Source organism: Streptomyces sp. NPDC004647 (assembly GCF_040609575.1).
In the GTDB taxonomy this organism is placed as follows: domain Bacteria; phylum Actinomycetota; class Actinomycetes; order Streptomycetales; family Streptomycetaceae; genus Streptomyces.
Genome location: NZ_JBEXKU010000008.1, coordinates 92397 through 109950 on the forward strand (window position 1 = coordinate 92397; position 17554 = coordinate 109950).

Annotated in this window: 14 protein-coding genes; 9 read left to right on the top strand and 5 right to left on the bottom strand. The window is 64.2% G+C overall.

The window, feature by feature from the left end; translation table 11 throughout:
• Nucleotides 1-81 precede the first annotated feature (81 nt).
• The 3 genes from ABZW18_RS05705 to ABZW18_RS05715 all read left to right on the top strand — a co-directional run bounded on the left by ABZW18_RS05705 (nucleotide 82) and on the right by ABZW18_RS05715 (nucleotide 2653).
• On the top strand, nucleotides 82-435 hold the full coding sequence (locus ABZW18_RS05705; protein ID WP_356182549.1) for an HAD hydrolase-like protein: 354 nt from the start codon (nucleotides 82-84) through the stop codon (nucleotides 433-435).
• A gap of 425 nt (nucleotides 436-860) precedes the next feature.
• Complete coding sequence (locus tag ABZW18_RS05710) at nucleotides 861-2093, top strand: helix-turn-helix transcriptional regulator (RefSeq protein WP_356182551.1); 1233 nt, start codon at nucleotides 861-863, stop codon at nucleotides 2091-2093.
• A complete protein-coding gene (locus tag ABZW18_RS05715; RefSeq protein ID WP_356182554.1) occupies nucleotides 2090-2653 on the top strand; it encodes a flavoprotein in 564 nt (187 codons plus the stop codon). Before ABZW18_RS05710 ends, ABZW18_RS05715 begins: the two co-directional genes overlap by 4 nt.
• A gap of 870 nt (nucleotides 2654-3523) precedes the next feature.
• Here the strand turns inward: ABZW18_RS05715 and ABZW18_RS05720 are convergent.
• A complete protein-coding gene (locus ABZW18_RS05720) occupies nucleotides 3524-4756 on the bottom strand; it encodes an XRE family transcriptional regulator (RefSeq protein WP_356182557.1) in 1233 nt (410 codons plus the stop codon).
• Between the two features lie 1953 nt (nucleotides 4757-6709).
• Here ABZW18_RS05720 and ABZW18_RS05725 point away from each other — a divergent pair.
• The 6 genes from ABZW18_RS05725 to ABZW18_RS05750 are packed head-to-tail and all read left to right on the top strand — an operon-like array spanning nucleotide 6710 to nucleotide 12584.
• Entirely contained in the window at nucleotides 6710-7789 is a 1080-nt protein-coding gene (locus tag ABZW18_RS05725; protein WP_356182560.1) for a hypothetical protein, read from the top strand.
• On the top strand, nucleotides 7786-9060 hold the full coding sequence (locus ABZW18_RS05730; protein ID WP_356182563.1) for a glycosyltransferase: 1275 nt from the start codon (nucleotides 7786-7788) through the stop codon (nucleotides 9058-9060). Before ABZW18_RS05725 ends, ABZW18_RS05730 begins: the two co-directional genes overlap by 4 nt.
• Nucleotides 9057-9932 carry a cupin-like domain-containing protein gene (locus ABZW18_RS05735; protein WP_356182566.1) on the top strand — a complete coding sequence of 292 codons (876 nt, stop codon included), beginning with the start codon at nucleotides 9057-9059 and terminating at the stop codon, nucleotides 9930-9932. Before ABZW18_RS05730 ends, ABZW18_RS05735 begins: the two co-directional genes overlap by 4 nt.
• The gene (locus ABZW18_RS05740; RefSeq protein ID WP_356182569.1) at nucleotides 9929-11182 is read left to right on the top strand and encodes an aminotransferase class I/II-fold pyridoxal phosphate-dependent enzyme; all 1254 of its coding nucleotides are present in this window, start codon (nucleotides 9929-9931) and stop codon (nucleotides 11180-11182) included. Before ABZW18_RS05735 ends, ABZW18_RS05740 begins: the two co-directional genes overlap by 4 nt.
• Nucleotides 11179-12078, top strand: coding sequence for an aldolase/citrate lyase family protein (locus ABZW18_RS05745; protein WP_356182572.1), 900 nt, complete (start codon nucleotides 11179-11181; stop codon nucleotides 12076-12078). The genes ABZW18_RS05740 and ABZW18_RS05745 overlap by 4 nt, the downstream gene beginning before the upstream one ends.
• Nucleotides 12075-12584, top strand: a complete 510-nt coding sequence (locus ABZW18_RS05750) for a MaoC family dehydratase (protein WP_356182574.1) — start codon at nucleotides 12075-12077, stop codon at nucleotides 12582-12584. The genes ABZW18_RS05745 and ABZW18_RS05750 overlap by 4 nt, the downstream gene beginning before the upstream one ends.
• Nucleotides 12585-12601: 17 nt before the next feature.
• Here the strand turns inward: ABZW18_RS05750 and ABZW18_RS05755 are convergent, their stop codons facing one another.
• From ABZW18_RS05755 to dmpG, 4 genes are all read right to left on the bottom strand, one after another.
• Nucleotides 12602-13558 (bottom strand): ornithine cyclodeaminase family protein, encoded by a 957-nt coding sequence (locus ABZW18_RS05755; RefSeq protein ID WP_356182641.1) that lies wholly within the window; start codon nucleotides 13556-13558, stop codon nucleotides 12602-12604.
• A 17-nt stretch (nucleotides 13559-13575) separates the two neighbouring features.
• Complete coding sequence (locus ABZW18_RS05760; RefSeq protein ID WP_356182576.1) at nucleotides 13576-14337, bottom strand: SDR family oxidoreductase; 762 nt, start codon at nucleotides 14335-14337, stop codon at nucleotides 13576-13578.
• Between the two features lie 19 nt (nucleotides 14338-14356).
• A complete protein-coding gene (gene argS, locus ABZW18_RS05765; RefSeq protein ID WP_356182579.1) occupies nucleotides 14357-16402 on the bottom strand; it encodes an arginine--tRNA ligase in 2046 nt (681 codons plus the stop codon).
• A gap of 78 nt (nucleotides 16403-16480) precedes the next feature.
• The gene (dmpG, locus tag ABZW18_RS05770; protein ID WP_356182644.1) at nucleotides 16481-17533 is read right to left on the bottom strand and encodes a 4-hydroxy-2-oxovalerate aldolase; all 1053 of its coding nucleotides are present in this window, start codon (nucleotides 17531-17533) and stop codon (nucleotides 16481-16483) included.
• Nucleotides 17534-17554: the final 21 nt, after the last annotated feature.

Below are 17554 nucleotides of genomic sequence, written 5' to 3' on the forward strand. Positions count from 1 at the left end.
TGGACCGCAACGACCGGCAGTGCTGAAGCCCGGCCATGGCCACTGTCCCGAGCCACTGAAGAAGCTCGCGGAACTTGCCACGTGAGACAGCCTCTTAAGCTCGCAGCCTTCAACCTCGATGGCTACCTCGATACCGATATTGGCGGATTCGCCTCCGACGACGACCACCGGCCCGCGCTCGTCGGCATCGCGCAGAAGCGCGCCCAAGCCAAACACGGAACGGTCTTCACCCACGCCAACACCGTGATCATCGGAGACTCCCTCGAGGACGTCCGCACAGGTCTTGAGGGTGGTGCTTCGGTCATCGGCGTCACCTCGGGCAAGACCACGGGAGCCGAACTTGCAGCCGCAGGCGCTGACATCATCCTCGACAGCCTTGAAGACATCTCAAAACTTCGAGCGTCCATCGAGGAACTGACGGTTCGACGAGAGTAGAGAGAAGCGGCTCTAAGCTGTCAACTCTCCTACCGTTGAGGGCGGTTAACCGGCACCTCTCCATGCGGACAGGCGGACTATCGCGAGCCCAAGGTATGAATGTTTCGAAGGACATCCCGTGATTGTGGGGCGCCGTCGTACCACTCGGGGGAACGGCAGCGAGGCTGCCAGCGGCCACCCTCGGCAAAGGCAGTGATTGCCGATTCCCGTGAAGGGCCTGTTCGTCGTCCGCGAGAGCGGCGCCTAGGTCTCCTATACGAGCAGGTATCCACCGAGCCTCTCGAAGCCGGACAGAGTGTCCGGCTCACCTCAGACCCGAGAGCGGATGCTGAGCCCGGCACCACCTGCCCGAATCACTCCCTGATCCCGGGATCTGGTCGGCCGCTACCGTGAATTGCAGACCTAAAGCCGGGGAGGCAGCCCACATGCGGGGTCTTGGGGATCACCTCAGCATCGGAGAGCGGATCGCGTTCTACCGCCAGCGCCGGGGGTACACGCAGCCCGTGCTCGCAGGGCTCGTTGGGCATAGCACCGACTGGCTGTCGAAGATCGAACGAGGCGTGCGGAAGGCTCCAAGGATCGACAAGCTCGCCGAACTCGCCCGCGTGCTGCACGTCCCACTCGGCGACTTGATGGGGCAACCCCTCCTCATGGAGGACGATCAGAAGCACATGGACGACGTGCCGGCTGTTCGTGATGCGTTGATGAGCCCCCGCCGTCTCTCGAAGCTGCTGTTCGGGCCAACGGCAGAAAGACAGTTGCCCAGGCCGGAGCAAGCCCAGATGTTCGTGGAACGCAGCTGGGGTGACTACCAGGCAGGCGTTCTCGGGGACGTCATCGCCGCGCTTCCCGGTCTGCTCCGGACGGCCCAGGAGCTTGAAGACCTTCCACACGGCGATCAGCGGCGACGCGGCCTCGCGGTCTCCGCCCGTACACACCATCTGGCGGCAACCACCCTCGCCAAGATCGGTGAGTCCGACCTGTCATGGCTCGCGGCCGAGCGCGCCATGCGGGCTGCCGATGAGTCCGAAGATCCGCTGTCACTCGTCTCCGCCGCGCGCTCCGGTACTCATGCCCTCCTGGCCAACGGACGTTACGAGGACGCCCTCGAGCTGGGTGACACCGCGGCGGCTTGGCTCTCGCGCCAGGTCGACGCGGACGATCCCGCCGCCCTGAGCCTGCTAGGCATGATTCACCTGCGCGCGGCGGTGGCCGCGGCGCGTCACCAGGACAGGTCCACGGCCAGCTCCTTGCTTGAGCGAGCGACGAGGCTGGCTGATCGGCTCGGCTCCGACGAGAACTACTGGCAGACCTGCTTCGGCCCGACGAACGTCGAACTGCACCGCGTCTCGATCGAGCTGGACCTGGAGAACATCCCGTACGTCATCGACCACGGGGACATCGATGTCGACCACATGCCGCCGGAACGGGCCGTGTCCCACCGCATCGACCACGCCCGTGCTCTGTGCCTCAGCGGACGCGTCGACGACGCCTTCAGCGAGCTACGCAAGGCCGAGCGCACGTCGCCGCAGCTCGTCCGGAACAATCCGCGGGTGCGGGAGACTCTTCGTGATCTGAGGAAGCAGTCCCCGGTCACTGGCGGCAGCCACTCGTCCGAGCTGCTGGCTATGGCCCAACGGTGCAGGGCGGTGCAATGAGGTTGATACAGGGCAAGGTGCTGGGCATTGTGGGATCGGGCGCCGGCGGAGTCGAGGAGCTGCGGACGGGACTCGTGGTTCCCGCCCTCGAACGAGGCTGGACCGTGGCGGTCACGCTCACGCCGACAGCAGGCGAGTGGCTCCGTTCCAGCGGAGAGGTCGCCAGGATCGAGGAGCTGACGGACCTACCTGTACGGACTGAATCGCGTCTGCCCGGGGACTCGCGCCCGCATCCTCCGGTGGACAGCTACGTGGTTGCTCCCGCGAGCGCCAACACCGTCGCGAAGCTCGCTCTAGGAATCTCGGACAACCAGGCGTTGACACAAGTCAACGAGGCTATCGGGACACTCGATCTGCCGGTTGTGGTCTGGCCGCGGGTAAACGCCGCGCACGCCCGCCACCCCGCGTGGGAGGGACACATCGAGGCCCTGCACGATGCGGGGGTTCGGTTGATCTACGGAGATGCGGTGTGGCCGCTCGCCGAACCGCGGGCTGGGATGCCGGTGCGCCGGTATCCGTGGGGAGCTGTACTAGACGAGTTGGAAAGGTCCAGGTTCTGAGGCCCCGTCAATAAAATTTGCAGCGCGAGAAATCGGACCCGGACAGACTGTCCGGGTCCTTCGCTTTGGCCGGAGCCACCCTGAGTGCGTTACCGAATGCGCTGGTGAGGCGGCGAACGGCCATGAACAGGAGCGGTCACATGCTGGCCGGCTCCTGTGGTCGTCGCGCTGTACGTCACCGGTACCAGTTCACCGAGGAGTGGATGTCTGTGTCAGGACTGCGCACCGCTGAGGGACCCGTGACTGCCATGCGCACGCGCCGCTGCAACGAGTGTGACTGCCAACTGAGCAGATACAACAAGGAGGACTGCTGCAGCGCCTGTCTCCGAGGACGGCAGGCGACAGCACCGGCATCCCTCCCTGTGCCCGAGCAGGTCTGGGACGTGCCAGAAGTCCGGTTAGCCCTGGCAGAGCGAGACTTCGGGAGACTCTGCACACTGGTCCGAACCCTCGGACGTCTCCGACAGGATGACATGGTCACGCTGACTGGGTTGAGTCAGTCGTTCCTGTCAATGCTTGAAACAGGCGCGCGCCGCCTCACGAACATAGACAGAATTGTTCAACTTCTCGCCGGCCTGAAGGTCCCCCTCGAACTCACTGGCCCGATACTGCGGCCACAGGCCGATACGGAAACAGGGCGCTCCCGTTCACTCAGCCGGGTCTCGCCATCGCCCATTGCCCGCTCAATCATGTCGCCGGAAGCCCCGGACGACGGGTCAGGTACGGTCCGGTGACCGACTTCGCGCTGTACGACTTCTCGTGGAGCGAGCCAGAAACGGGTCGAAGGACTCTCGAGGATTCCGCAATCGGCAGCGCAGCGAGCACATTTTCCATCCGAGGCGGCTTCGACGAGACTTAGTTGACTTCTAATCAGCGTGAGTCCAGAGAGCGCATATGTTGGATGAACTCGCGCGCTTGAGGGTCGTTGTCGTATCGCTGGGTGAGGACTGCGTCCAAGTCGCTGGCGACCATGGTCAGCGAAGGAAGGGACTGCCGGTCACCCCGCAACGCCTGATCGCCATAGGCGAGGGCTGTTTCTAGGTCACCTTCCCGGGCAGCGACGACGCCCAGGGTGATCCGGGCTTCGGCGTTGCGCATCGGCGAACGCTCGGCCCCGTCAAAGTCCACCCCGGCTCGCAGAACTTCACGTGCCAAGGTCTCGGAGATCTGGTTGTCGCCGACCTTTCGATAGCAGTCCATGGAGTAGAAGTCCCACTTTCCGGGATCAACTACGAAATGGTTTTGTACATTCTCCGGGTATGGCATGGATTCCAGGAGGGTGCGGCCGGCGTCGAGCGCGACTTCAGTCTGGCGCCTGTCGCCGAGCCTGGCCCACGCCTTGGCTTTCTGTGCCAGCAACTGGACGGCGACGGACTGAGCGGGCGCGACAGCGAGACCGGCATCGGCCGCGGATATTACGCCGCGCATGTCTCCAGTCGTGAGAGCGAACCACGCTCGCATCTCATGTGCCCACCCTTGGATACCGGCGTGTCCGACCTCGCGTCCGATAATCAAGGCTGCTTGCCGGGTGGCCTCCGCATGGGTGCGGGTCACACCCCCGCCGTCGTACTCCACGCAGCCCACGAGCAAGGTAAGCATTCCCGCGAGGGACAGGACATCACGGTGCTGTCCGAGTGTGAGCCGCTGGTGCTGCATGCTGACGACTCGGTTGAGCCATGCTCTGCCTTCAATCAACAGCTGATCGCCAGGCATGTAGGCGTACTCCGTGCAAAGCCTGTCGACCGTGATGCGGAGCGCGTCCAGGGTGGCTTCGTCGATATCCGACGCCCGCAATCGGGCCACGATCTCGACGGTGTCCATGCCTGAGACGTCCAGCACCTCGGTGTTTCCATCCCGGCGATGGTCCACCGGAAAGAACGCGTGGGTGGTTGTGCCGAAGACGGCCGCGATCAGAGCTTTGTGGTCTCGGGGCTCGACCGCGCCGGACTCCCAGCGGCGCCACGATCGAGCGAGTGTCCGTTCGTCTGGCAGCTCGTGGCTTGAATGGGCGCACATGGCGCGGGCGGCGTCGAGAGGGCTCCAGCCGCGAGCGGCGCGCTCGGACTCCATGCGCTGCGCCCAGCGGGGGCGGTCGTCGATCATGTTGCGCCCTCCACGAAGCCGTCAGACGTCCCTTCCTTAGCGAGTCTTGCACGCATGCCTCGCGCCACACCTGCAGACCGTGAGGACAGAGGGGGACACAAAGAGTGCCCCCCATGTCCACCCTTTCGAAGGTAACCGCCCGGCTACAGAGTGTCGATCGAGAGGAGGCGTTCGTCCCCCGCCTGAGCTCGCGGCTGCCAGGGGAGCGAGCGTTGCCGGCTCAACGCAAGCCTGCCTGGTTGACAGCGACGAGGGGATGACGACTGTGCCGAGAGAGCGCATTGCCGGGGTCGGTGTGATCGCCGAGCGCGACCGTCGATGCTCTCGGTGCGGCTGTCGTCTCAGCCGCTACAACCGTGAGGCCCGGTGCAGTGGATGCCTTCGGACCCCTGGAGATTCGCCCCTGGTGCCACTTCGCGTGCTGCCGGAAGTATGGACGGATGTGCGCGTCCAGGAGGCGCTAGCAACTCGGGACTTCGGAACTCTGTGCACCCTCGTACGTGAGATCGGCAACTTCCGTCAAGATGACATGGTCACGCTAACCGGGTTGAGTCAGGGGTTCCTGTCGATGCTGGAATCGGGTGCGCGTCGCCTCACGAACATCGACAAGATCGTCTGCATGCTCGATGGCCTACAGGCCCCACTCGAACTCACTGGCTTGGTCTTGCAGCCACGGGCTAACGCGACTCCGGCCTGCGGAACCGGTGCCGACCTCGGCTCGCCAAGCTGGCGTACGCCTTCACGGTGCGACGCATTACCAGAGTGATATCACGGGCGTGATGTGCCAACTCCCGTCAGATCAAGCAAAGTTGCCGTAGCAGGCTGAACCGCCACGGCCATGTGGATAGCCGTTGTTGCACCCGTGGAATTTTCCTTCTTGCATCAAATGCGTAGTCGAGGAGCTTCCTATGGACATGGGCTCGGTGGAAATCTCGAGCGAGGAAGAGTGCGCCGTAGGATGGATACCCGTCCATGTTGACCGGTCGGGACGTTCGCTCTGGCACGTACCAGGAGCGGGAAGCGCGGGGACGAAGGCTGCAAGGTACGTCAAGCGGTGCGCCGCTCTAGGCCCGTATGAGCGGGAGCGGCGCGCGTTGCAGCAGATGCCGGACGGTCATGCTCCGCGCGTGTTGGGGCATCGCCGCAATCCACCGACATTGGTCTTGGAGGAGCTCCCTGGCGTGAGGCTCGACGACCCAGCGGTCGGCGACCCTGCCAGGTGGATGCAAGTAATGCTGGAGGTGATGGTTTCCTCCCTAGGTCTTCCTGGCCCGTGGCCTGATGACCCGCCGACTCAAATCAGTGAGCTGCAAGTCGAGTTGGGCGAAGCTCTCGCCTCTCATGCGCCAGCCAGTACCCAAGCACTTCGCAGGGCGATACAGGACCCGGTGCGAGTTCCCTGCCATGGGGACGCCACCCCTCCCAACGTGCTTGTCGATCCTGGGCAGCTGTGGGCGTGGCTGTTGGATACGAGTTCTACGGCCCCGGAGATCCACTGCATGATCTTGCGGCCTCATGCCTGACGGCTTCTGGCTGTCACCGTGTGCTTCTCGAACCCACTGGGCGCTCCGGCAGCGCACATTCCTGGCCATGTGGGGACGGAGCCAACCGAGAGGGGAGCAGAGCCAGTTGCCCCGCAACCCTGTACCCCGCATGCCCGAGTGGCTGGGGCGAGGGAAAAGATCGCACAGATTTTCGCATTCCCTGTTCAACGAGCAGTGGATCATGCATACGGTCTGTACCAGCGTGTGTCCGATCAGTCACCCCTGGGACGGTGTAGCGCAATGCAGACAAGCCACCGCACGTTGGCGAGGACGCCAACGGTCGCGAACAGCAGCCTCACTAGCGCGCCGATCCACAGGGCTACACCGAGTCTCAGTCGAAGCCGCACCTCCAGGGAAGCGCCCCGGCATCTCAATTGCCTTCAAATCAGTCCTTGCGCTAGGGGAGAACATGTTCACTCAGCCGAATAGACGATTCGAGCAGGCAGAACTTGAGCGGGCCCGTGTGGACGACGAGCGTGAACGCGCCGTTCGCGCACTGACCCTACTCCTTTCCCCTATTGCGCTGGAACATGTACTGCGGCGCTTTGGTGACCGCGAAACTGTCTTGACTGACCTGCCACCCCTCAAAGCGGCGATAAGATTTCAAGACACGGCGTTGGAACATGCGAGGGCTCGACAGCTGTCCGCCGAGCACATTCGGAAGTTGGCTGCAACCATAGCGGCCGACCAGACACCCCACTCAGCACCGGCACCTGAACCTCTATTCGACCGCGCCATCTTCATTTTCGGCTTGCGCCGCGGCGCGAACCACGCGATCTCGGAATGGCTGCGCGGCCACTTCGACGACTCAGAAGTCCGCTACCTGAACAGCGCCGAGATTTCCCTGTTCGCGACAAACGGAAATCTCCTGACCGTTGACCGCGACAAGTACACCCGCATGACCATCGGCTCTCAGGAACGCACCCTGATAGTCGGCTATGAAAATCTCGATCCGACAACATTCCCTCTCCACCACAACGCGCATGTAGCGCACCGCTGCGACGTTGTCGTGGTCCTCCGGGACTTCCCCAACACGGCAGCCTCTATCGCCCGGCAGGCGCAGTCCGACCCTGCCTTCGCCTATCGCTACCGCATCCGCGATCTCCTGGACCTGTGGAAACGTTATGCCGGCTACCTCAAGACCAGCTCCTTTGGCTACACGTACGTCGCCTTCAACTCCTGGTTCAGCGACGCTGGCGAGCGGCGAAGAATCTCCCAGACCCTTGAGCTGCAGCACTCCGATCACGGACTGAACAGAGTGAGTGCGTACGGCCAAGGAAGCTCGTTCGACGGCCTGCACCATGACGGCCGTGCACAGGGCATGGCGGTCCTCAACCGATGGGAGACGATGCTCGACGACCGCCTGTTCCAGTTCCTGTTGCTCGCCGATGAGGAATCCCTGGAGATCAATGAGCAGCTGTTCGGCGGCTTCCCATACGACCGAGCCACTCTGCTGGACCGCTGGCGTGCCGGAGGTGCAGCCCGGTGAAGGTGCTCCATGTCATCAAGGAACTGACCAACGGCGGCGCCAGCATGGGGCTGCTGCGGATGTGCGTCGGCGGCCCCGCCAACGTGACTCCGGCCGTGGCCTCATTGGTTCGACCTCAACCGGAACACAGGGCGACGTTTGAAAGAGCAGGCGTTGAGGTCGTCGCTGGGGTAGAAGCAACCTGCACCGCTGCGGCGGCTGCGGACGTCGTGCAGGTCGAATGGTGGAACAATCCCTACGTCAACGACTTCCTGGTCAACACCGACGTGTCTGCCAGCAGAATCATTCTTCACTCCCGCGGCCATTTCGACGCACCCCGGATGTGTCCCAGCGCGAGTTTGCTCTCCCGCGTTGACGGGTGCACCGTCACCACCCCGAGTGCGGCAGCGAACCCGCAGTTTGAGAGGAACCGTCAGCTTGCCGGGCTTCCTCCCGCGCGCTGCGTCTTCTCCGAGGCCGGTCTAGGGACAGGCACGCCCCTGAGCGGCACTCCCCGCGTCGGCAAGGGCCATGGCAGCAGGATCACCATCGGCTACCTCGGCACGGTCGAGCCGATCAAGATGCACGCCGCCATGTTGGAGATCGCTGCACGGGTCATTCAAGCCGCGCCTGAGGTCGACTTCGAGTTCGCTGGCGACGGCCCACTGGACACCTACCGTGCAGAAGCTGATCGGCTCGGCCTCGGCAAGCGAGTGCGCTTCCTAGGCTTCCAGCCAGACCCCGCCGCGTTTCTGAACCGTCTGGACATCTTCTGCTACCCGCTCAACCCGTACACCTACGCAACCAGCGAGAAGGCTCTCCAAGAGGCGATGCTGGCCGGACTGCCGTGCGTGGCCTTCCCGGTCGGCGGGGTGCGCGACCTGCTCACGCCCGACAGTGCTCTGCTGGTCAGCACTCCGCGGCAGTGCGTGGATGCCTGCCTGGAGCTGGTGCGCTCGCGGGACCTGCGCCGTGACTATGGCCAACGGGCCCGGCACCGGATCGACGGCCTCGCCGAGCGCCGGGAGTGGCGTGCCGAAATCACCCTCGCCCGCGCTGAGGTGATGTCCAGGCCCGCCCGGTCCAGGCACGGTCTCGGGGTGAGGCCGGAGGATCTCTTCGATTTCTGCACCGACCAGCGCGCCTGTCCCACAGACGACCTGGACGCCGACCAACGGGCGGACGTCACTCGTGTGGCCGCTTTCGTCGATGACGACTACGCGGCATGGCTGGACTCCAAGACTGAAGCTCCCCTCCGTCCCTCCACCAGCGCAGAGAGGATCCCCTCATGAACGACACAGCTTCCGCGTTCCTCGGCATCGAAAGCGTTCCGTTCCCTCGACTCAGTCTGGACGAATTCCTGGCCTGGGGGCCCGACGCCATCATTAGGGCCGACGTTCCTGCGGTCATCGATGTCTTCCCGCCGGCAGAGCCCGGCTTCTACCGGAGCGCCGTCATCGAGAACCTCGGCGACACCAACGTGGCTCTGTTCACGAAGGATCGCACCAAGGAAAACGAAACGCGCGCCGAGGTCACGAAGATCCCCCTTCGCGATTTCTTCGAGAGTGAACCCTACAAGTCGAATACGGACGGCACGTATCGCATCGTTTCGAACATCAAGAATCAGCCAGAAATCATCAATGATCTGCTTGGGTTCGACACCGGAAAGATGTTCGACTATCAGGCTCCATTGAACTCGGCTAACATCTGGGTGAATTACGACGGACTTCGCGGACGCAACCACTTCGATGAGTTCGAGAACTTCAACTTCCAACTCGAGGGGCGCAAGCGTTTCATTGTGATGCCGCCGGGATTCAAGAACTACTACATCCGGTCGGTTCTTCGTGGCTACGCCAACACTTCAGAGGCCATCAGGGTCGACAACCCCGACATCAAACGCTTTCCCCGGCTGGCGGCCGCGCTTGCGCAGCGTCGAGACATTGTCCTGGAGCCGGGCCAGATGCTGTACCTCCCCATGGGCTGGTGGCACCAAGTCGACGGACTTGACCGAGTGAACATCAACATAAACTTCTGGCTGCGCAGCACAAAGATATTCCGTCACCCTCTGATGCTGGCCGACTCGCTCTACAAGACCGCGTTCCGCAAACTGAAGGGTTTCTACGACTATCAGCCTGAGCAGTCACCCATGGGCGGCAAGAAGTGACCGGGCGGAAGATGATCCAGCCGACCAACCGATTCCGCAACAACGAAAAGTCGGTTGACATCGGTAATTCCTTTTGGAAAATCTCGGAACGCAACGGCCTGGCTGGAATTGTTGCTGAACTCGACGACGGCATACTGCGGACCGGAATGGGTCACGAGTTCGTCAACTTCAGCTGCTGCTCGTACCTGGACCTCGATTCCCATCCCAAGGTGATCGAGGGCGCCGTCGCCGCGCTGCGCACCTACGGCGTGCTGGACCACTGTATTCCGCGCAGCCGGGTGCAGATACCGGCCCTGCTGGAACTGGAGACCTCGCTCGGCGAACTGTTCGCAGCCGACGCGGTCTCCGCCATCTCCGCCAGCGCGGCGAGCGCCGGCTTGCTCCCGCTGATCGCCTCGGGGCACGTTGGCGACGGCATCCGGCCCTTGATGATCTTCGACAAGAACTGCCATGTCTCCATGGCCCAGGCCAAGCCCGTGTGCGCCGACGAAACCGAGATCGTCACCTGTCGGCACCACGATCTGGACTTCATCGAGGACCGCTGCAAGGAGTACGCCAGGGTCTGGTACATCTGCGACGGCAGTGACAGCTTGGGCGGGTACGCCCCGGTCAAGGAACTGGCCGCCCTGCAGGACCGCTACGGCCTCCAAGTGTTCTACGACGACTCCCATTCCGTCTCGGCGTACGGAACGCGCGGGATCGGTTACGTACGCTCGACCAGCCCGGCGTTGGACGACCGCACCATCACGGTGACGACCCTGAACAAGGCATTCGGCACCAGCGGCGCGGCCATCCTCCTCAACGGGCACCCGAAGGAGACGCTGCGCATCATCGAGCGTTTCGCTGGCGCCCTCAGCTATTCGCAGCCGTTGAACACTGCAGCGGTAGGTGCCGGCCTGGCCTCAGCGGAGATCCACCGGACCAACGAACTAATCACGCTCCAGCGGCGGTTGCAGGACAGGATCGCGCTCTTCGACTCCCGCATCGCAACCTCCCAGTCCGGAAATACCTTCCCGATTCGGCTGGTCCCGATGGACGACTCAAGAGTGATAGAGGCGGGCCGGCGGGTGTTCGAGGCGGGCTTCTATGTCTCGCCGGTGTTCTTCCCTATCGTCGCCCGCGGCACAGCGGGGCTGCGAGTCATGCTGCGAGCCGGCCACACCCACCAGCAGGTTAGCGAGCTGTGCGCTGTCCTTGAAGAGGTCGGGGCCCCGTCGGCGACCCCCGTACGGCCGGAGACTGGTGCATGACCGAGATCGCACACGCCATTCTGCGTAGCATCCTGTACACCCCGGCTCTCTCTCTGGGCAGGGTGGTGGGGGCTTGGTCGTACGACGCCGACGTCCATCTGATCGACCTGGAGGACTCGGTCCCCGGACCGGCCAAGCAGGACGCCCGGGAGATCTGCCAACGGGCACTCGACCAGTCACCAGATCCCACAAACCTCGCTGTCCGCATCAATCCTCTGGGATCGATCGAGGCGGTGCACGACATCGCGATGCTGACCGCGGGCCGGACCAGGCCCGGGTTTGTCTTCATGACCATGGTCAGGTTCCCGGCCGAGCCCGTGCTGCTGCGCGAGACGTTGGCCTCGGCCTCCTGGCACCCGCAGATCTACGTGACCGTCGAGACCATCGAGGCGGTCGACGCGATCGACCGGATTGCCGCGGCGAGCGACGGGCTGATCCTCGGGTCGGCGGACCTGGCGTCCACACTGGGCATCGAGATCAACCAAGCCGGACTGCTCTCCGCCCGGCAGGCCATGGCACTCGCCTGCGCCCGTCACGGCATTGCCTGTATCGACACCGGGAACTTCCAGTTGGCCAGCCCGTCTGTGCTGGACGAGGAGATCGAGCATGCGCGGTCCCTCGGCTTTCACGGCAAGGGCACCGTCCACCCCAAGGAACTTGCTGCCATCAACAGAGCCTTCCGGCCGGACGAGGCCGAACTGCGGTCCGCCCGAAGGGTGATGGACGCGGTCCGCGCGGCGGGCGACGGCATCGCCCTGCTCGACGGGCGAATGGTCGGCCCCCCGTTTGTCCGGAAGGCCCGCGCGGCCTTGGCCAGGGGCGAGGCATGGGCTGCTCGGTTCGGCCCCGCCCCTGCCGCAGGGCTGGAGACGAACCGGGAAGAGGAGCACGCGTGACACTGCGGCGCGTTGGCGAGAACGAGTACGTCGAAGAGCACGGTGGTGACTACGAGGACTTCGAACCCGACATGGTCATTAAGCACTGGCCGGGCCGGACGATCTCGGAAGCCGACAACACCTGGCTCACCCTGCTGCTCATGAACCAGCACCCGCTGCACTTTGACCAGGCATACGCGGAGGGCACCGGTTATGGCCGAATCCTGGTCAACAGTTCGATCACGCTGGCTCTGGTTGGCGGAATGACGGTACAGGCGCTATCGGCCCGCGCCGTGGCCAATCTGGGTTGGGACCGGGTACGGCTAGCCGATCCGGTGTTCGTCGGCGACACCCTGTACGCGAGGAGTCGCATCCTCTCCAAACGCTGGTCGCGGTCCCGTCCGGGACAGGGGGTCGTGACCGTCGAAACAACCGGCACGAAGTCCACCGGGGAATCCGTCATCGTGTTCGAAAGATCTTTCCTGGCGTGGTCCAGAGACGCCCGCCCGGCCCGGCCGGGTGACTGACCCGGCCGGGCCGGGCGCTAGCCAGCAGTGCGTACAGCGTCGTACAGGGCAGACGCGGCGGCCGTGTCCTCGATTGCCAAACCGACTCCGCGGAACAGAGTGGTTTGCCCGGGGGCTGGTGCGGCCTCACCGTCCAGCAGCGCGGCCAGCTCGTGGAGGTGGCTACTGTCGATGAGGCCATCGGCGAGCGCGGACCGGATCTCGCCGGCATCCTCCAGTGCGTCGGCCTGCTGCTCCACAGCCAGGAAGGCTTTCGCGAGCAGCGCAGGCGCGACCTCGATGGCATCCTCGTGGGTGCCACCAATGACGTTGAGGTGGGCTCCAGACGTTACCCATTCAGCCTTTACCAGCGGCGTGTCGCTGGCGGTGGATGTGGCTGTGCAAATGATCTCGGCGTCCCGGACGGCTGTCTGCGCGTCGTCGCACACCGCGACGCCGACACCCGCGCCGAGCCTCTCCCGGATCCAGCTGGCGAACACCTCGGCCCCAGCCCTGGTCCGGGAGTACAGCCGGACAGAGCGGATGGGGCGAACTGCTGCCATCGCCCGCAGCAGTGCGCGGGCCTGTACTCCCGCGCCGATGATGGCCAGGTCTCCGGCTTCAGGCGGTGAACAGAGCCGGGTAGCCAGACCTGCGACTGCTCCCGTACGGACGGCCGTTAGTGCAGCGCCATCGAGGAGAGCAACGACCTGACCTGTCTCCAGGTCGATCAGGGCGACGATGCCGTGAATAAGAGGGAGCCCGCGGCTCGGGTTCCCCGGGGTGAGGGTGGTGATCTTCAGGCCCGCAACCCCGCGCTGTTCCCAGGTAGCAGGGCTGACCAGCAGCTGGGCCGACGGCGCTGGTCCACTCTGCAACAGGGTCCGCGGAGCGGTCTGCGCTTGTCCAGCCCTCAGCGCGAGCAATGCCTCCCCCAGCGCGTCGATGACCGCAGGAAGCAGATCGGTTCGCTCGAGCTTTGAGCCGTCGATCATCAACGGCGCCCATTTGGTCACAGTGCTACCTCGCCGCCGTCCACCGCGATGTCGCCGCCCGTCATCCACTCTGACTCGGTGGACGCTAGGAAGACTGCGGCGCCGGCCAGATCCTCAGGACGGCCCGGCCGTCCGAGCGGGATGTCCTTCCCCCGCTCTTGCCAGAGCTCGGGGTCGTTCTGCCACTGGTTGGAGTTTGCCTTGGTTGCAGTAAGCCCCGGGGAGATGGTGTTGACACGGATACCCAGCGGCGCCAGTTCGTAGGCCGCGCCACGGGTCAACATCGACAGGCCAGCCTTGCTGCTCTGGTAATGCGCCATGGCGCTCACGGCGCTACTGGCGCTCAGCGAGCTGATGTTGATGACGCTGCCTGGGACACCAGCGGCGCGCAGTTGGGCGGCGAACGCCTGCGTGGCGAAGAAAGGGAACCGGAGATTGACCGCCATGACACGCTCGTACTCGTCCGGTGTCAGGTCCAGAAACGCGGTCCGGGTGGCTGTGGCCGCATTGTTCACTAGGACGTCGGGAAGCCCTAGCGCCCTGGACGCCGCGTCCATCAACTGTTGGACGCCGTCAAGGTTGACGGCGTCCAACAGTATGTAATCTGCCCGCACGCCATGGTCGCGTAGTTCGGTGAGGGTCGACTCTGCCGCATCCTCATCACTCAGCGCGGTGAAGAAGACATCGCTGCCTTCGCGAGCAAACGCCGTCGCGATCGCTCGTCCGATGCCATTGGCGCCGCCGGTGACGATGGCGCGCCTCCCAGCCAGTCTTCCCATGGGCTATGCCCGCCTCTCATCAGATTTTGGGCGGGCACTCCACGTGGCAGAGGCTCAACCCGTTGACCAGGACCGACTGCACGGACTTGGTGATCAGCAGTCGGAACTTATTCGCCTGGCCACCCTGGAGTACAGGGGAGCTGGCGTAGTAGGAGTTGTAGATTCCGGCGAGGTCGAGCAGGTGCCGCACCAGGATTGCCGAGTTGTCCTCGTCGGCTGCCTTGGCAACCTTCTCAGGGAACTCCATGAGCCTCAGGATCAGGAGGGACTCCTGGTCACTGACGTCGAAGGACGCGATGTCGGCTGCTTCGGGCAGCGGTTGGTTGTACTTGCGCAGAATGGCCCTGGCCCGGCAGGCGGAGTAGACGACGTAGGGTCCGCCCGACTTCTCGAATGCGGTAATCGTGGGGGTCAGTTCGCCCCTGGCAATGCTGACGGTGCCCTTCATGTCGCTCTTGAGGTCGTTGAAGACCACTGAGCCTACGGCGAGTTGGCGGGCAGCCTGATCGATTTCCTCTTCAGCCATGCCGCCGCTCTCGGCCGTCTTCGCACGGTAGTACTTGACGGACTCGGCGAGCAGGTCGTTGACGCCGGCGACGCTGTCTCGGCTGGACAGTTTCTTGCCGGTCTCGGCATCGACGTAGAAACCGAAGTAGGTGTGCTTGAGCTTCAGCTCGTCTGGCGCGGCCAGGCCGATGACTTCGGCAGCCTGGAACAGCCGCGAGAAGTGGACGCGCTGCTCCTGCCCCACCACGTAGTTGATGTCGGTCGGGTCGAAGATGTCACGCCGCAGCTTGATCGCCCCAAGGTCACGGGTGGCATAGATGCTGCGGCCGTCGGAACGGCGGGTCACCAGCCGCTCGCCCCCGGGCAACTGGACCACGATCGCGCCGATGTCCTTCTCCAGCGAAGCAGCGGCCTTGGCCCGCGCTTCGGGGGTCATCTCCCCTTCTTCGACGGCGCGGTCGAGCTCGGTGACCTGGTCGTTCACCATCTCCTTGGTGAGCTCGAAGGCTGTACCGCGACGGACGGCCTCGTCGACCACCGTGTTTCCGGCGTCGAGGTAGAAGCTTTCGCCGATGATGAAGTCGATGTCGATGTCCAGCGCCGAGTAGAAGGACTGGAAGTCCTCCAGGCTCCACTCCACCATGCGCAGCCAGAGGGCGACCTCGTCGGCGTCCCCCTCCTCTAGCCGGTGAAACCGTGCGTCGGAGGCGGCAACGAAGCCCTCGTACGTCTTCCGGAGCTCGTCAGCCTCGGTGACCCCTGGGAAGTAGGTGGCGATGACCTCACGGTCTGGCTCGGTCAGGCCTTCCAGATCCGTTCCGGCGGCCACGGCCCGCTCCATCGTGCGCCTGATGGAGTAGATCGCCAGCAGCCGGTCGTTGTTCCGCATCCCCTCCGGGAAGAGAGGTTCGAACCGGCGATAGCCCTCCAGCATGAAGCCGAATCCGCCGAAGTCATTGATGTGATTGAGCCGGTAGACCAGTGCCCCGCAAGCCTCGTAAAGATTGCTCAGCACGTGGCCGATCATGGTGGAGCGGAGGTGGCCCGCGTGGAGTGTCTTGGCCACGTTGGGTGATGAGTAGTCAACGATCTGCGTGCGATCGGACCGGCTGTCGTTCAGGCCGAACCGGCTGTCCAGGTCGATGACCGACTGCACGGCACTCAGGTACCAGCTGTCAGTGAGTCGGACATTGACGTAGATACCCTTGTGGCTGACCTCGCTCACGACATCGCTGAGCGCGGGAGAGCGTAGCGCCTCGATGATCCACGGCACGTGTGTGGTGATGTACTGCTTGGGGCCGCCTTCCTTGAGCAGGCTGGTCAGCCGCAACGCCACGTCCGCGCCGAACCGCGCACGGTCGAGGATGTCGATCTCCCAGGAGATCTCGGCGCGCCCCGACGTGTCACGCAGCGCCTGAGTGATGCGCGCCCTGAGGTTGGCCAGCGGATACTCCCCGGCGGCAGGAGGAGTCGACTTCCGTCGTCGTTCCACGACGGCATCGCGCAATGCCACCATTTCTTGACGACGGATTTCGTTCTGCTTGGCCAACTCGTTCATGTGATCGATTCTCGCAGCGTGGCAATAGTCGGTATCGGAGGGGTTCCCGGTCTGGCCGCGCCCTGAAGTTCGGGCTGGTCAACTCCGGGCCGTTCCCCGCGGCGGCCCGTCATTCTCGCGCTTCGTGGTGTCGTTCCGCAGTTCCATGACGATATCGACGATGAGATCCTCCTGGCCGGCGACCACCTGCCGCCTGCCCAGCTCGAAGAAGACATCGCGCGGATCGACACCCCAGTGGGCAGAGATGTCAAGCACATGGTTTTTGAAGCCCGAGAATACCCCAGCCAGGCCGCTGACTATGCTCACAGAGTCGACTGTCGGCGGCGCTGGCATGAGCTCTCGCTCAGCCAGGTCGGCCGCGTCCAGGAGCGCATACAGGTCGATGCCGGTCGGAAAACCCATCCGCTCCAGCACTGGCACCAGGACTTCCAGCTGGGTGTTGCCGGCTCCAGCGCCGAAGCCCCGGGCGCAGCCGTCGATGATCCTCGCCCCAGCCTGCGCCGCAGCCACCGAGTTAGCCATGGCCATGCCCAGATTGTTGTGCCCGTGGAAGATCATGGGCACGTCCACGGCCTCAGCGATAGCGGTGATCCGCTGGGTCACGTCGGGGGGAAGGTAGTGGCCGGACGAGTCGAGAATGCCCACAGCTTGCGCGCCGTACTTCACGAGAAGAGCGCACTCCTCGGCCAGTCGCTCAGGGGTAGCCATGTGACTCATCAGCAGTACGCCGTGTGCCTCCACGCCCGCGTCGCGGAGAAAGCCCAGATGGCGTTCCGTGAGGTTGCTCTCCGTGCAGTGGGCGGCGATGCGGACTACGTCAGCGCCGTGCGCCACGGCCTTCTGCAGGTCCGCGGTGGTCCCCCAGCCGGGCAGCATGAAGGCCGCCATCCGGCTGTTCGGCATGGCTTCCCGCACGGTCGACAGCATCTCGTCGTCGCTGAGCTTGGCCCGGCCGACCTGGAGGGAGGACGCACCGAGACCGTTACCGTGGCCTACCTCGACCACTGGGACGCCGGCGGCGTCGGCCGCCGCGGCATAGCCGCGTATTTGGTCACGGTCGAGTTGGTGGCGCACCGCGTGATGGCCGTCCCGCAGAGTGGGATCGTGAATCAGCACCCGCTGGGGATCAATCGTGACGTTGCCCGTGACCTG

What these genes read in the sequence shown, in the direction of transcription:
- ABZW18_RS05725 (WP_356182560.1), top strand. Translation starts at nt 6,710, where the DNA reads ATGTTCACTCAGCCGAATAGACGATTCGAGCAGGCAGAACTTGAGCGG.
- argS (WP_356182579.1), bottom strand. Translation starts at nt 16,402, where the DNA reads ATGAACGAGTTGGCCAAGCAGAACGAAATCCGTCGTCAAGAAATGGTG.
- ABZW18_RS05745 (WP_356182572.1), top strand. Translation starts at nt 11,179, where the DNA reads ATGACCGAGATCGCACACGCCATTCTGCGTAGCATCCTGTACACCCCG.
- ABZW18_RS05760 (WP_356182576.1), bottom strand. Translation starts at nt 14,337, where the DNA reads ATGGGAAGACTGGCTGGGAGGCGCGCCATCGTCACCGGCGGCGCCAAT.
- ABZW18_RS05720 (WP_356182557.1), bottom strand. Translation starts at nt 4,756, where the DNA reads ATGATCGACGACCGCCCCCGCTGGGCGCAGCGCATGGAGTCCGAGCGC.
- ABZW18_RS05755 (WP_356182641.1), bottom strand. Translation starts at nt 13,558, where the DNA reads ATGATCGACGGCTCAAAGCTCGAGCGAACCGATCTGCTTCCTGCGGTC.
- ABZW18_RS05710 (WP_356182551.1), top strand. Translation starts at nt 861, where the DNA reads ATGCGGGGTCTTGGGGATCACCTCAGCATCGGAGAGCGGATCGCGTTC.
- ABZW18_RS05735 (WP_356182566.1), top strand. Translation starts at nt 9,057, where the DNA reads ATGAACGACACAGCTTCCGCGTTCCTCGGCATCGAAAGCGTTCCGTTC.
- ABZW18_RS05715 (WP_356182554.1), top strand. Translation starts at nt 2,090, where the DNA reads ATGAGGTTGATACAGGGCAAGGTGCTGGGCATTGTGGGATCGGGCGCC.